The following is a 14,319-nucleotide window of genomic DNA, read 5'->3' as shown; positions in this document are numbered from 1 at the left end:
CCCCAAATACCACGGATTTAGCTAATTAGGTTGACGCCGTGTATCATACACGCACGCGATTTTTGGGGCCATTTATGCGGATCATCAGTGTGAACGTCAATGGTATTCAGGCTGCAGTGGAGCGAGGTTTGCTCAGTTGGCTGCAAGCACAGAATGCCGACGTCATCTGCCTGCAGGACACCCGCGCCTCCGCCTTTGAACTGGACGATCCAGCCTTCCAACTGGATGGCTACTTCCTTTATGCCTGCGAAGCCGAAGTTCCCGCCCAAGGTGGCGTGGCTTTGTATTCGCGGCTGCAACCGAAGGCAGTCATCAGCGGTCTCGGGTTCGAGACGGCCGACCGCTACGGGCGCTACCTGCAAGCCGATTTCGACAAGGTCAGCATCGCGACCTTACTGCTCCCTTCGGGGCAGAACGGCGATGAAGACTTGAACCAGAAGTTCAAGCTAATGGACGATTTCGCCCGTTATCTGGATAAACAGCGACGCAAACGTCGCGAGTACATTTACTGTGGCTCGCTGTACGTGGCGCAACAGAAGCTGGATATCAAGAACTGGCGCGACAGCCAGCAATCCCCGGGCTTCCTGGCACCTGAACGTGCCTGGATGGACGAGATTGTCGGCAACATGGGTTATGTCGATGCCCTGCGCGAAGTCAGCCGTGAAGGTGACCAGTACAGCTGGTGGCCGGATAACGAACAGGCTGAAATGCTCAACCTCGGTTGGCGTTTCGACTATCAGTTGCTGACGCCGGGTCTGCGCCGCTTCGTACGTAGCGCGCGCCTGCCTCGCCAGCCACGGTTCTCGCAGCACGCGCCGCTGATCGTGGACTACGACTGGACGCTGACCATCTAAAGCGTCTTTTCGCACCCACAAAAAAGCCGACATCAGTGTCGGCTTTTTTGTGCGCGCCTCATTCCTGTAGGAGCGAGGCTTGCCCGCGAAGGCGATTTAACAGCCAACATGTGTATTGGATGTGCCGACCTCTTCGCGGGCAAGCCTCGCTCCTACAGAAGAAGCGGTAATTACTTCACCAACCGCCAGGTGAAGGGATAGCGATAAGGCACCCCGTCATTGGCCTTGAGCCCGGCAATGATGGACAGCACCATCGCCCCGATCAGTACCAGCGGCAGCAGCGCAAAACCGATCAACACCAGCATAAGCAGGTAACAGATACCCGAGACCAGGGCCACGGTGATCTGAAAGTTCAGCGCCTCCTTGCCCTGAGCATCGATGTACGGGTCGGTCTCGCGCTTCAATTGCCAGACAATCAGCGGCCCAAGCAGGTGACCGAACGGAAACCAGACCCCGAGAAACGCCGACAAGTGACAAAACATCGCCCACTGCCGAACCTCCGGGCTCGGGGTGGGAAGCAGCTGTTGTTCATCACTCATGGCGCTCTCCTTTGCGCAACAAACGTAATCAGTCGGCCAGTGCAGCCTTTTGCAGCTCGAAGATTTCGGTCATGCCTTTCTTCGCCAGTTCCAGCATAGCGTTCAGCTCTTCAGGCTGGAACGGTGCGCCTTCGGCAGTGCCCTGAACTTCGATGAAGCCGCCAGTGCTGGTCATCACCACGTTCAGGTCAGTCTCGGCAGCCGAGTCTTCCAGGTAGTCGAGGTCGAGTACAGGCTCGCCCTGGTACATGCCCACAGAAACGGCAGCGATCATTTGCTTGAGCGGGTCGCCGCCTTTCAGGCCGCCGCGCTTCTTGATCACTTTCAACGCGTCGACCAGTGCAACCATGGCACCGGTGATGGACGCGGTGCGAGTGCCGCCGTCAGCCTGGATCACGTCGCAGTCGACGTACAAAGTGACGTCGCCAAGCTTGGACATGTCCAGCGAAGCACGCAGGGAACGGCCGATCAGACGCTGGATTTCCAGGGTGCGGCCGCCTTGCTTGCCGCGGCTCGCTTCACGCTGGTTACGCTCGCCAGTGGCGCGCGGCAGCATGCCGTATTCGGCGGTCAACCAGCCTTGGCCCTGACCTTTGAGGAAACGCGGCACGCCGTTCTCGACGCTGACGGTGCAGATGACTTTGGTATCACCGAACTCGACCAGTACAGATCCCTCGGCGTGTTTGGTGTAGTTGCGGGTAATGCGGATCGAGCGGAGCTGATCGGCAGCGCGACCACTTGGACGTTTCATAGGGAATACCTGTACGGGGGACGGAAAACTGCGGAGCATTATAGAGCCGCAGGGCCACGAGTGGGCACTTCTAAAAAATCCCCCGACGACTGAAGGCCCTGAACAGCGCTTTACCGACGGCCTGCAGCCCTTTGTCACACCGTGTGTTTGGGCGCATCCGCCCCACTGCGCTACAATCCTGCGCCTTTGCTGCCTCTCGGCTTAAATTCATATAGATCAGGTCTGCGAAACCTTTGGTAACGCATGACCTGCATTGCGAGGTTCCTCCATGGTGCACAGCATGACCGCCTTCGCCCGCGTCGAAAAAGCCGGCGCCCAAGGCACCCTTAGCTGGGAACTGCGCTCGGTCAACAGCCGCTACCTGGAGCCGCACTTGCGTCTGCCGGAGTCCTTTCGCGACCTCGAAGGCGCGGTCCGCGAAGCCCTGCGCCAGGGAATCTCCCGGGGCAAGCTCGAATGCACCTTGCGCTTCACCGAAGAAAATACCGACAAACCACTGCAAGTGGACCGCGAGCGCGCCGCACAACTGGTCGCTGCCGCCGAGACCATTGCCGGCCTGATCAAGAATCCGGCCGCGCTGAACCCGCTGGAAGTCCTGGCCTGGCCCGGCGTGCTGGTGGGCGATGCGACCGACCCGCAAGCCTTGAATGCCGAAGCACTGGCGCTGTTCAACGAAGGTCTGAAAGAACTCAAGGCCGGCCGCGAGCGCGAAGGCGCGGAGCTGGCACGGTTGATCAATGATCGCCTGACCTCTATTGAAGAAGACGTGGTGACCCTGCGTGAGCTGGTCCCGCAGATGCTCGCCACCCAGCGCCAGAAAGTGCTCGACCGCTTTGCCGACATGAAGGCCGAGATGGACCCGCAGCGGCTGGAGCAGGAAATGGTCATGCTCGCGCAAAAGAGCGACGTCGCCGAAGAACTGGATCGCCTGAGCACTCACATCATCGAAGTTCGCCGGGTGCTCAAATCCGGTGGCGCTGCCGGTCGGCGCCTGGACTTCCTGATGCAGGAGCTCAACCGCGAAGCCAACACACTGGGCTCCAAAGCCTTCGACCCGCGCAGCACCCAGGCAGCGGTCAACCTCAAAGTGTTGATCGAGCAGATGCGCGAACAAGTGCAGAATATTGAGTAAGGCAAACCCGACATGACCCACAGCACCGGCACCCTGTACATCATCTCCGCCCCTTCGGGCGCGGGCAAGAGCAGCCTGGTCAAGGCCCTGACCGACGCTGATCCGGAGATCCGCGTTTCGGTCTCCCACACCACCCGCGCCATGCGCCCCGGTGAAGTGAACGGCGTGAACTACAACTTCGTCTCGCGCGAAGCGTTCGTGAAGATGATCGAACACGGCGACTTCCTCGAGCGCGCCGAAGTCTTCGGCAACCTCTACGGCACCTCGCAAAGCCACTTGCAGCAGACCCTGGACGAAGGCCACGACCTGATTCTGGAAATCGACTGGCAGGGTGCAGAGCAAGTGCGCAAGTTGATGCCCCAGGCCCGTTCGATCTTCATTCTGCCGCCGTCTCTGCAAGCCTTGCACCAGCGCCTGACCAATCGCGGCCAGGACAGCGACGAGATCATCGAAGGCCGGATGCGCGAAGCCGTCAGCGAAATGAGCCACTACGTCGATTACGACTACCTGATCATCAACGATGATTTCGCCCTCGCACTGAAGGATTTGCAGGCGATTTTCCGCGCTAATCAGCTGCATCAGAAGCGTCAGCAGCAGCGTAACGGAAAACTTCTGGCCGAATTGCTCGGCTAAACAGCACTTCCCAAAACCGCTGCAAGGGCTTTACATTGGCACTTGCAGCGCGTTGAAGGGCTTGATCAAAAAATCAGCGCTTCCCTAATCGCTGGTGATTTTTTAAACTGTCGAGTCCGCTCGCCCAACCGGGCAGCGCGCATATTGCATTCGCTCCGAGGAATACCATGGCCCGCGTAACCGTTGAAGATTGCCTAAACCACGTGGAAAACCGCTTTGAGCTGGTCATGCTGTCTACCAAGCGTGCCCGTCAACTGGCCACCGGCGGCAAAGAGCCACTGGTCCAGTGGGAAAACGACAAGCCTACCGTTGTAGCCTTGCGTGAAATCGCTGAAGGCCTGATGAGCTACGAGTTCATCGCCAACGCTGAAATCGTCGAAGACGAACCGCTGTTCGCAGCGTTCGAGGACGAGTCCAACGAGGCAGTCTAAGCCATGCCTGGTCGACGTAGCACGGCGCGGGGTCACAGCGAACGGCAGGATTCATCATGCCGAGCATAGACGCCCTCGCCAATCGCTTATCGACCTACCTCGGCAAGGACCAGGTCAACCTGGTCCGCCGAGCGTACTTCTACGCCGAACAAGCCCACGACGGCCAACGCCGCCGTAGCGGTGAGGCGTACGTCACGCACCCACTCGCGGTTGCGAATATTCTTGCCGACATGCACATGGACCATCAGAGCCTGATGGCTGCGATGCTACATGACGTGATCGAAGACACCGGTATCGCCAAGGAAGCGCTGCAAGCGCAGTTCGGCGAAACAGTGGCCGAACTGGTCGACGGGGTCAGCAAACTGACCCAGATGAACTTCGAGACCAAAGCCGAAGCCCAGGCCGAAAACTTCCAGAAAATGGCCATGGCCATGGCCCGCGACATTCGCGTGATCCTGGTCAAGCTGGCTGACCGCCTGCACAACATGCGGACGCTGGAAGTCCTGTCTGGCGAAAAACGCCGACGGATTGCCAAGGAAACCCTGGAAATCTATGCGCCCATCGCCAACCGGCTGGGCATGCACGCCATCCGCATAGAATTCGAAGACCTCGGCTTCAAGGCGATGCACCCAATGCGTTCCGCACGGATCAACCAGGCGGTCAAACGCGCCCGGGGCAACCGTAAGGAAATCGTCAACAAGATCGAAGAATCACTCAGCCACTGCCTGGCCATCGACGGCATTCAGGGCGAGGTCAGCGGTCGTCAGAAACACCTCTACGGCATCTACAAGAAAATGCGCGGCAAGCGTCGAGCCTTCAACGAGATCATGGACGTCTATGCGTTCCGGATCATCGTCGACAAGGTCGATACCTGCTACCGCGTGCTGGGTGCTGTGCATAATTTGTACAAACCGTTGCCGGGGCGCTTCAAGGATTACATCGCGATCCCCAAGGCGAACGGCTACCAGTCGCTGCACACCACATTGTTCGGCATGCACGGTGTTCCGATCGAGATCCAGATCCGCACCCGTGAAATGGAAGAGATGGCCAACAACGGCATCGCCGCCCATTGGCTGTACAAATCCAGCGGCGACGAGCAGCCAAAAGGCACTCACGCCCGCGCCCGTCAGTGGGTCAAAGGCGTGCTGGAGATGCAGCAACGGGCCGGCAACTCGCTGGAATTCATCGAGAGCGTGAAGATCGACCTGTTCCCGGACGAGGTCTACGTGTTCACGCCCAAAGGCCGGATCATGGAGCTGCCCAAAGGCTCCACGGCGGTCGACTTCGCTTACGCGGTGCACACCGACGTGGGCAACAGCTGCATTGCTTGTCGGATCAATCGTCGTCTCGCACCGCTGTCCGAACCGCTGCAAAGCGGCTCCACGGTCGAGATCGTCAGCGCCCCCGGCGCGCGGCCGAACCCGGCGTGGCTCAACTTCGTCGTCACCGGCAAGGCGCGGACCCACATCCGCCATGCACTGAAACTGCAACGCCGCTCCGAATCCATCAGCCTCGGCGAACGCCTGCTGAACAAAGTGCTGAATGGCTTCGACAGCTCACTGGAGAAAGTCGCGGCCGAGCGCGTCAAAGCGATGCTCACCGAGTACCGTCTCGAACTGATCGAAGACTTGCTCGAAGACATCGGCCTGGGCAATCGCATGGCTTACGTGGTCGCCCGTCGACTGCTTGGCGAAGGCGAACAGCTGCCAAGCGCGGAAGGCCCGCTGGCGATTCGTGGCACGGAAGGCCTGGTGCTCAGTTACGCCAAGTGCTGCACACCGATCCCGGGCGACCCGATTGTCGGCCACCTGTCCGCGGGCAAAGGCATGGTCGTGCACCTGGACAACTGCCGCAACATCAGCGAAATCCGCCACAACCCGGAAAAATGCATCCAGCTCTCGTGGGCCAAGGATGTCACCGGCGAATTCAATGTCGAGCTGCGCGTCGAACTGGAACACCAGCGCGGCCTGATCGCTCTGCTGGCCAGCAGCGTCAACGCGGCCGACGGCAATATCGAAAAAATCAGCATGGATGAACGCGATGGTCGCATCAGCGTGGTCCAACTGGTGGTCAGCGTGCACGACCGCGTGCACCTGGCCCGCGTGATCAAGAAATTGCGCGCCCTCACCGGGGTGATCCGCATCACCCGCATGCGTGCGTAAGCCACTCATTACAAGGAGTCATTCATGACCAAAACAGTTATCACCAGCGACAAGGCCCCGGCCGCCATCGGCACTTACTCCCAGGCGATCAAGGCTGGCAACACCGTTTACATGTCGGGTCAAATTCCTCTGGACCCAAAAACCATGGAACTGGTTGAAGGCTTCGAAGCCCAGACCGTCCAGGTGTTCGAGAACCTCAAAGCCGTGGCCGAAGCAGCCGGCGGTTCGTTTAAGGACATCGTCAAACTGAACATTTTCCTCACCGACCTGAGCCACTTCGCCAAGGTCAACGAGATCATGGGCAAGTACTTTGACCAGCCTTACCCTGCCCGCGCCGCCATCGGTGTAGCAGCCCTGCCAAAGGGTTCGCAGGTTGAAATGGATGCCATTCTGGTCATCGAGTAATGCGTCCGGCGCAACCCCAAGGGTTGCGCCGCTGCCGTATGTATAAAAAGCGTTTTGAAAGGATTCCACCATGCGCCAAGCGCTTATTCTCTCGCTGCTCGCCCTATTCCTGGGCGGTTGTGCCAGCAACCCTGCCGACCGTGATATCAGCGGAACCTGGATCAATCAGGTGGCGATCGATGCTGCGTCCAAAGGCGGCCCCCTGCGTGAAGCGCTCCAGGCCTATGGCCCGAACCTGGAATGGGACGTCAACACCAAGGCCGGTCAGGCCCGCTACACCAATGGTTTTGAAAACGTCGACGGCAAGCTGCTGGGCGAAGAGTCCGGGGCCTGGCAGATCGACTTTTATGGCAGCTCCGCCAGCGAGCTGAAGCGTGACGGCAAGCAACTGAGCCAGGCCGCCAACGACAATGAGCCGGAGCAAGTCTTCGACCGCGCGCAGGTTCAGGTGCCAGACGGCGCACCAATCGGCGCCAGCTTCGAGCGCGCGCTGTATTCGGCCTACATGGGCGGCAGCTGGAAAGTCGTCAGCGGTCCCGGCGAAGGCAATACCGTGCAATTCCAGGCTGACGGCCAGGTTGCCGGCCTGCCGGGTGCGGATCGCTATGCCTTGTGTCTGGCCGGTGATTGCGCTTCGATGAGCAGCGGTAACGACAACATGTGGCTGCAAGTGAATGGCCAGGGCAACACCTGGATCTTTGCGCGCAAGGGCAAAGAACTGGAGATCCTCCAGGCCGTAAACACGGCTCAGGCAGACGAGATGCCTTCGTTCACGCCGGGTGAGCGCAAGTGGTTGCTGGAAAAGCAGTAACCCGGCCATAAGGCCAACGCAAAACCAAATGTAGGAGCGAGCGGTGCGGCGATCCGACTTGCCCGCGAAGGCGATGTAACAGCCGACATAGATGTTGGTAGTTATGACGCCTTCGCGGGCAAGTCGGATCGCCGCACCGCTCGCTCCTACAGTTGTTATGTGGCGACTGGGAGTCAGCTGCGGCCTTCGAGAATCGCGGCATAACCTTCGCGATAGCTTGGATACTTTGGCGTCCAGCCCAAGGCCTTCGCCCGAGCATTACTGCACTGCTTGCTGCCCGTGCGCCGCACGCTCGCATCCTCCGCCCATTCGGTCACGCCCAGATACTCTCGCAACCAACCCACCACTTCCGCCAGCGGTGCAGGCGCATCGTCGACACCTATATAGACGTCATCCAGCGTCACCCCACGTCGATCCGCCTCAAGCAGAAACGCCATCAACCCCGCCGCGTCATCGGCGTGAATGCGGTTACCGTACAACGGTGGATCGATCGCCACGCGATAACCCCGACGAACCTGCGTCAGCAGCCATTCGCGGCCCGGGCCGTAAATACCGGTCAAGCGCACGATGCTGGCCGGGATGCCGCTTTGGAGTGCCACTTGCTCAGCCTCCAGCATCAATCGACCTGAATAGCCTGCTGCAATGGTCGGCGAAGTCTCGTCGACCCACTCGCCATCCTGCTGGCCATACACACTGCTGCTGGAAGCAAACAGCAGGCGATTAGGCACCTGACCGTAGTCGTTCAGCCAGTCCAGCACATGCTGCAAGCCCTGCACATAAGCAGCGCGATAACCGGCTTCATCGTGAGCGGTGGCGGCCGCGCAATACACCAGGTAATCCACCGCACCCACTGGCCAAGTCGCCGGGCAGTCTTCATTGAACAAGTCGCCGGCAACGCCAATGACTCCCTTGGGCAGCCGCGAGACGTCACGCCTCAGGCCATGAACCTCCCACCCAGAAGCCACCAATTGCGTGGCCAGACGGCTGCCGACATCACCGCAGCCGGCGATCAAAACAGAGGGTGCGGACATCAGAAAACTCCCATCAGAAAGATACAGACTAGCGCCGGCAAAGGACAAGCGGCTAGCAATGAAGGAAAAAAAGAGACTCTATTACTTTTGTTAACAAGAATTACTTGCAATAATGCCGGCCACTTTTGTTCTCGGCCTCACGAGGCCTGGAAGAGCATCTACCCTTTTTCTTTCTCAGGTCCGGCCAGCATGACACGCAATCATTTCCCCGCTTCGCCAACCAAACGACCTCGCGCCTGGGGCGCGGTGGCCGCCCTGCTGCTCAGCCTGATGCTGGCGCCGACCGCCGCCTTCGCTGACGCACAAGCGCCAGCCGCCCCGACTGCCACTGCTGCTCAAGCGCCAGCGAATCACGCCGCACCGGCCGTTACCCCGGCTGCGACCGACCCGGCCCAAGCCGTAGACACCGCCGCCGAAGACGTTCCTGAAGTCCTCGAAGCCGACAACTCCCTGGGCATGGCCCACGACCTGTCGCCATGGGGCATGTACCAGAACGCCGACATCATCGTGAAGATCGTGATGATTGGCCTGGCCATCGCGTCGATCATCACCTGGACCATCTGGATCGCCAAGGGTTTCGAGCTGATGGGCGCCAAGCGTCGTCTGCGCACTGAAATCGTCCACCTGAAAAAAGCCACCACCCTTAAAGAAGCCAGCGCTTCGGCAACCAAGGCCGGCACCCTCGCCAACCTGCTGGTGCACGATGCGCTGGAAGAAATGCGCCTGTCGGCCAACAGCCGCGAGAAAGAAGGCATCAAGGAACGCGTCAGCTTCCGCCTCGAACGCCTGGTTGCGGCTTGCGGTCGCACCATGAGCAGCGGCACCGGCGTGCTTGCCACCATCGGTTCCACCGCGCCGTTCGTCGGCCTGTTCGGTACCGTGTGGGGCATCATGAACAGCTTCATCGGCATCGCCAAAACCCAGACCACCAACCTCGCCGTCGTGGCTCCCGGCATCGCCGAAGCATTGCTGGCAACTGCACTGGGTCTGGTTGCCGCGATTCCGGCCGTTGTGATCTACAACGTCTTTGCCCGCTCCATCGCCGGTTACAAGGCGCAGGTGTCCGACGCTTCGGCAGAAGTCCTGCTGCTGGTCAGCCGCGACCTCGACCACCTGCCGCCCGAGCGCAGCTCGCAACCGCACATGGTGAAAGTGGGGTAATCGGCCATGGGCCTGCATTTGAAAGAAGGCGCAGACGACGATCTGGCCGAGAACCACGAAATCAACGTCACACCGTTTATCGACGTGATGTTGGTGCTGTTGATCATCTTCATGGTGGCGGCCCCGCTCGCCACCGTGGACATCAAGGTCGACCTGCCCGCCTCGAGTGCCAAACCGGCGCCACGGCCAGAGAAACCGGTGTTCCTCAGCGTCAAGGCTGACCAACGCCTGTTCCTCGGCGAAGACGAAGTGAAGGCCGAAGCACTCGGCGCCACTCTGGACGCCAAGACCAAGGGCAAGAAAGACACGACAATCTTCTTCCAGGCTGATAAAGGCGTGGACTACGGCGACCTGATGAGCGTGATGGACAACCTGCGCTCCGCCGGGTACCTGAAGGTGGGCCTGGTCGGACTCGAGACGGCAGTCAAGAAATGATCACGACGCGCCAAAAGCTGACGCGTTACAGCGCGAGCCTGGCCGTGGTGCTGGGCGTCCATGCGCTGGCCATTGCGCTGGCGCTTAACTGGACGTCGCGCCCACCGATCGAGCTGCTGCCGCAGGCGATGATGGTCGAGTTGGCGCCGGTTCCTGCACCGCCACCGCCGGCACCGCCGAAGGTCATCACGCCGCCACAGCCACCCGCCCCGGTGGAAGAACTGCCGATACCGAAACTGGCTGAAGTGCCGAAGGCCGAAATTGCCGTGCCGAAACCGGTCAAACCCAAGCCCAAGCCTCAACCGCCCAAGCCTGTGGAGAAAAAGCCGGAACCGCCAAAAGAGAAGCCGTCCGAGGAAAAACCAAGCGACGCGCAACCCACTCAGGCGCCAACGGAGAAATCCGCACAACCGGCACCGGGCCCATCGCCCGCGCAGCAAGCGGCCAAAGCCAGCTGGCAAGGGACGCTGCTCGCTCACCTGCAAAAATACAAGAGTTACCCGGCCAGTGCGCGGGCACGGGGCAAGGAAGGCGTGAACCGTCTGCGCTTCGTGGTGGATGCCGAAGGCAACGTATTGTCGTATGCACTGGAGGGTGGCTCCGGCACTGCCGATCTGGACCGGGCTACCCTGGAAATGATTCGCAAGGCCCAACCGCTGCCAAAGCCTCCGGCCGACATGCTGACCAACGGCGCCATCGAAATCGTTGCTCCGTTTGTTTACTCGCTGGAAAAACGCCGGCGTTAAAACAACCTTTGTAATTGGATGGCGCAGCCTGCGTTCGGCTGCTACGGGGATATGCGTACAGCTCGAGAGGCACCGAAAGGTGCCTTTTGCCTATCTGTCAGCGGCAAACGTGCTTGCCCGGTGTCACTCAACGCACTCAGTCTGATAACGTGCGTCTATCGATTGCAGCCGGTATGCTTGGCTCGCAACTTCATGGACGCTTGCTATGACTCTTACAGAATTACGCTACATCGTTACCCTCGCCCAAGAGCAGCACTTCGGCCATGCGGCCGAGCGTTGCCATGTCAGCCAGCCGACCCTGTCGGTGGGCGTGAAAAAGCTTGAAGACGAACTCGGTGTGCTGATTTTCGAGCGCAGCAAGAGTGCCGTGCGCCTGACCCCGGTCGGCGAAGGCATTGTCGCCCAGGCGCAGAAAGTCCTGGAGCAAGCCCAAGGCATCCGCGAACTGGCCCAGGCCGGCAAGAACCAGCTGACCGCCCCGCTGAAAGTCGGCGCCATCTACACCGTCGGCCCGTACCTGTTTCCGCACCTGATTCCACAACTGCACCGGGTCGCCCCGCAGATGCCGTTGTACATCGAAGAAAACTTCACCCACGTGCTGCGCGACAAACTGCGCAACGGCGAGCTCGACGCGATCATCATCGCCCTGCCGTTCAACGAAGCCGACGTGCTGACCCTGCAACTCTACGACGAGCCGTTCTACGTCCTGATGCCGGCCCAACACCCGTGGACCCAAAAAGAATCCATCGACGCCGCCCTGCTCAACGACAAGAGCCTGCTGCTGCTCGGCGAAGGCCATTGTTTCCGTGATCAAGTACTGGAAGCGTGCCCGACGCTGGCCAAAGGCAATGACGGCGCCAAGCACACCACAGTGGAATCCAGTTCCCTGGAAACCATCCGCCACATGGTTGCGTCCGGCCTGGGCATCTCGATTCTGCCGCTCTCGGCCGTCGACAGCCATCACTACGCCCCCGGCGTGATCGAAGTGCGCCCATTGTCGCCTCCGGTGCCGTTCCGCACCGTGGCCATCGCCTGGCGCGCGAGCTTCCCACGGCCGAAGGCGATTGAAATCCTTGCTGACTCCATTCGCCTGTGCTCGGTGGCCAAGCCGCAAGCACCGGTCGTTGCGGCCTAAGTCGCTGCCATGAGCGAGTTGTCGCAAGTGTCGGTGACGGCACTCAAGGGTGTCGGCGAAGCCATGGCCGAGAAATTGGCCAAGGTCGGCCTGGAGAATCTCCAGGACGTGCTATTCCACCTGCCGCTGCGTTATCAGGACCGCACTCGCGTGGTCCCGATCGGCCATTTGCGACCGGGCCAGGACGCCGTGATCGAAGGCACCGTCAGCGGCGCCGACGTGGTCATGGGCCGCCGCCGAAGCCTGGTGGTGCGCCTGCAGGACGGCACCGGCGGGCTCAGCCTGCGTTTCTACCATTTCAGCAACGCCCAGAAAGAAGGCCTCAAGCGTGGCACGCGCATTCGCTGCTACGGCGAAGCACGGCCCGGTGCGTCGGGGCTGGAGATCTATCACCCGGAATACCGCGCCATCACCGGCGACGAGCCGCCGCCGGTGGATGAAACCCTGACCCCGGTCTACCCGCTCACCGAAGGCCTGACCCAACAGCGCTTGCGTCAGTTGTGCATGCAGACCTTGACGATGCTCGGCCCGACCAGCCTGCCCGACTGGCTGCCGACCGAACTGGCCCGTGACTATCAACTGGCGCCGCTGGCCGATGCGATCCGCTATCTGCATCACCCGCCCGCCGATGCCGATGTCGACGAACTCGCCCTCGGTCATCACTGGGCGCAACACCGTCTGGCCTTCGAAGAACTACTGACGCATCAACTGTCCCAGCAGCGCCTGCGCGAGAGCATGCGCTCCCTACGCGCGCCGGCGATGCCAAATGCCACCCGGCTGCCGGCCCAGTATCTGGCCAATCTTGGCTTCACTCCGACCGGTGCTCAGCAACGGGTCGGCAACGAAATCGCTTACGACCTCAATCAGCACGAGCCCATGTTGCGGCTGATTCAGGGCGACGTGGGCGCCGGTAAAACCGTGGTCGCTGCCCTCGCCGCCCTCCAGGCCTTGGAGGCCGGCTATCAAGTGGCACTCATGGCGCCCACCGAAATCCTCGCCGAGCAGCATTTCATCACCTTCAAACGCTGGCTCGAACCGCTAGGCATTGAAGTCGCGTGGCTGGCCGGCAAGCTCAAAGGCAAGAACCGCGTGGCCGCTCTGGAACAAATCGCCAGCGGCACGCCGATGGTGGTCGGCACTCACGCGCTGTTCCAGGACGAGGTGCAATTCAAGAACCTGGCCTTGGTGATCATCGACGAACAGCACCGCTTCGGCGTGCAGCAGCGCCTGGCGTTGCGGCAGAAAGGTGTTGGTGGGCGGATGTGTCCGCACCAGCTGATCATGACCGCGACACCGATCCCGCGGACGCTGGCCATGAGCGCCTACGCCGACCTCGACACCTCGATCCTCGACGAACTGCCGCCCGGTCGAACCCCGGTGAACACCGTGCTGATCACCGATACCCGGCGCGTCGAAGTCATCGAGCGGGTGCGCGGTGCCTGCGCCGAAGGACGTCAGGCCTATTGGGTGTGCACGCTGATTGAAGAATCGGAAGAGCTGACCTGTCAGGCCGCCGAAACCACTTACGAAGACCTCACCGCCGCTCTCGGCGAGCTGAAGGTCGGGCTGATCCACGGCCGCATGAAGCCCGTCGAGAAAGCCGCGGTCATGGCCGAATTCAAGGCCGGCAACCTGCAACTGCTGGTCGCAACCACGGTGATCGAAGTCGGCGTCGACGTGCCCAACGCCAGCCTGATGATCATCGAAAACCCTGAACGCCTCGGGCTCGCGCAGTTGCACCAGTTGCGCGGTCGCGTCGGTCGAGGCAGCGCCGCCAGCCATTGCGTGCTGCTTTACCATCCGCCGCTGTCACAGATCGGTCGTCAGCGACTGGGCATCATGCGCGAAACCAACGACGGTTTTGTCATCGCCGAAAAAGACCTCGAGCTGCGCGGCCCCGGCGAAATGCTCGGTACGCGCCAGACCGGCCTGCTGCAATTCAAGGTCGCCGACCTGATGCGCGACGCCGATCTGCTGCCCGCCGTTCGCGACGCCGCCCAGGCGCTGCTGGAGCGCTGGCCGGATCATGTCAGCCCACTGCTCGACCGCTGGCTACGTCATGGGCAGCAATACGGCCAAGTGTGAGCACCGCC

General features: G+C 60.9%; 15 protein-coding genes. 12 read left to right on the top strand and 3 right to left on the bottom strand.

The features are described 5' to 3' along the window. Positions 1-74: 74 nt before the first annotated feature. Positions 75-854, top strand: coding sequence for an exodeoxyribonuclease III (locus ACYZT5_RS25280; protein ID WP_007934608.1), 780 nt, complete (start codon positions 75-77; stop codon positions 852-854). Between the two features lie 170 nt (positions 855-1,024). On the opposite strand, the gene ACYZT5_RS25275 is transcribed toward ACYZT5_RS25280, so the two are convergent. Then, a complete protein-coding gene (locus tag ACYZT5_RS25275) occupies positions 1,025-1,393 on the bottom strand; it encodes a DUF4870 domain-containing protein (RefSeq protein WP_462047887.1) in 369 nt (122 codons plus the stop codon). A 28-nt stretch (positions 1,394-1,421) separates the two neighbouring features. Continuing rightward, the gene (gene rph / locus ACYZT5_RS25270) at positions 1,422-2,144 is read right to left on the bottom strand and encodes a ribonuclease PH (protein ID WP_010465211.1); all 723 of its coding nucleotides are present in this window, start codon (positions 2,142-2,144) and stop codon (positions 1,422-1,424) included. A 268-nt stretch (positions 2,145-2,412) separates the two neighbouring features. On the opposite strand from rph, the gene ACYZT5_RS25265 reads away from it, so the two are divergent. The 6 genes from ACYZT5_RS25265 (at position 2,413) to ACYZT5_RS25240 (ending at position 7,718) form a co-directional block, all read left to right on the top strand. Beyond that, complete coding sequence (locus ACYZT5_RS25265; RefSeq protein WP_008150145.1) at positions 2,413-3,276, top strand: YicC/YloC family endoribonuclease; 864 nt, start codon at positions 2,413-2,415, stop codon at positions 3,274-3,276. Positions 3,277-3,288: 12 nt separating this feature from the next. Then, a complete protein-coding gene (gene gmk, locus ACYZT5_RS25260) occupies positions 3,289-3,909 on the top strand; it encodes a guanylate kinase (RefSeq protein ID WP_462047886.1) in 621 nt (206 codons plus the stop codon). Positions 3,910-4,076: 167 nt separating this feature from the next. Then, positions 4,077-4,340, top strand: a complete 264-nt coding sequence (rpoZ, locus tag ACYZT5_RS25255) for a DNA-directed RNA polymerase subunit omega (protein ID WP_007894670.1) — start codon at positions 4,077-4,079, stop codon at positions 4,338-4,340. A 56-nt stretch (positions 4,341-4,396) separates the two neighbouring features. After that, on the top strand, positions 4,397-6,502 hold the full coding sequence (gene spoT, locus ACYZT5_RS25250) for a bifunctional GTP diphosphokinase/guanosine-3',5'-bis pyrophosphate 3'-pyrophosphohydrolase (protein ID WP_462047885.1): 2,106 nt from the start codon (positions 4,397-4,399) through the stop codon (positions 6,500-6,502). 24 nt (positions 6,503-6,526) lie between these two features. Further along, positions 6,527-6,907 carry a RidA family protein gene (locus ACYZT5_RS25245; RefSeq protein WP_003229509.1) on the top strand — a complete coding sequence of 127 codons (381 nt, stop codon included), beginning with the start codon at positions 6,527-6,529 and terminating at the stop codon, positions 6,905-6,907. A gap of 70 nt (positions 6,908-6,977) precedes the next feature. Next, positions 6,978-7,718: a hypothetical protein gene (locus ACYZT5_RS25240; RefSeq protein WP_462047884.1), complete on the top strand. Its 741-nt coding sequence runs from the start codon at positions 6,978-6,980 to the stop codon at positions 7,716-7,718. Positions 7,719-7,891: 173 nt separating this feature from the next. Here the strand turns inward: ACYZT5_RS25240 and ACYZT5_RS25235 are convergent, their stop codons facing one another. Beyond that, entirely contained in the window at positions 7,892-8,749 is an 858-nt protein-coding gene (locus ACYZT5_RS25235; RefSeq protein ID WP_462047883.1) for an SDR family oxidoreductase, read from the bottom strand. Positions 8,750-8,938: 189 nt separating this feature from the next. Here ACYZT5_RS25235 and exbB point away from each other — a divergent pair, with 189 nt between their 5' ends. The 5 genes from exbB to recG all read left to right on the top strand — a co-directional run bounded on the left by exbB (position 8,939) and on the right by recG (position 14,311). Further along, positions 8,939-9,910 carry a tonB-system energizer ExbB gene (gene exbB / locus ACYZT5_RS25230; RefSeq protein ID WP_462047882.1) on the top strand — a complete coding sequence of 324 codons (972 nt, stop codon included), beginning with the start codon at positions 8,939-8,941 and terminating at the stop codon, positions 9,908-9,910. A 6-nt stretch (positions 9,911-9,916) separates the two neighbouring features. Next, entirely contained in the window at positions 9,917-10,345 is a 429-nt protein-coding gene (exbD, locus tag ACYZT5_RS25225) for a TonB system transport protein ExbD (RefSeq protein WP_129439980.1), read from the top strand. Further along, on the top strand, positions 10,342-11,091 hold the full coding sequence (locus tag ACYZT5_RS25220; protein WP_462047881.1) for a TonB family protein: 750 nt from the start codon (positions 10,342-10,344) through the stop codon (positions 11,089-11,091). Before exbD ends, ACYZT5_RS25220 begins: the two co-directional genes overlap by 4 nt. A 205-nt stretch (positions 11,092-11,296) precedes the next feature. Continuing rightward, the gene (locus tag ACYZT5_RS25215; RefSeq protein WP_462047880.1) at positions 11,297-12,226 is read left to right on the top strand and encodes a LysR substrate-binding domain-containing protein; all 930 of its coding nucleotides are present in this window, start codon (positions 11,297-11,299) and stop codon (positions 12,224-12,226) included. A 9-nt stretch (positions 12,227-12,235) separates the two neighbouring features. Continuing rightward, on the top strand, positions 12,236-14,311 hold the full coding sequence (gene recG / locus ACYZT5_RS25210; RefSeq protein WP_462047879.1) for an ATP-dependent DNA helicase RecG: 2,076 nt from the start codon (positions 12,236-12,238) through the stop codon (positions 14,309-14,311). The last annotated feature ends 8 nt before the right edge of the window (positions 14,312-14,319 follow it).

It is taken from the genome of Pseudomonas sp. LB3P14 (assembly GCF_054898045.1).
Note: the sequence above shows the minus strand (reverse complement) of the source record. Positions and strands in the feature narration are given on the sequence as shown.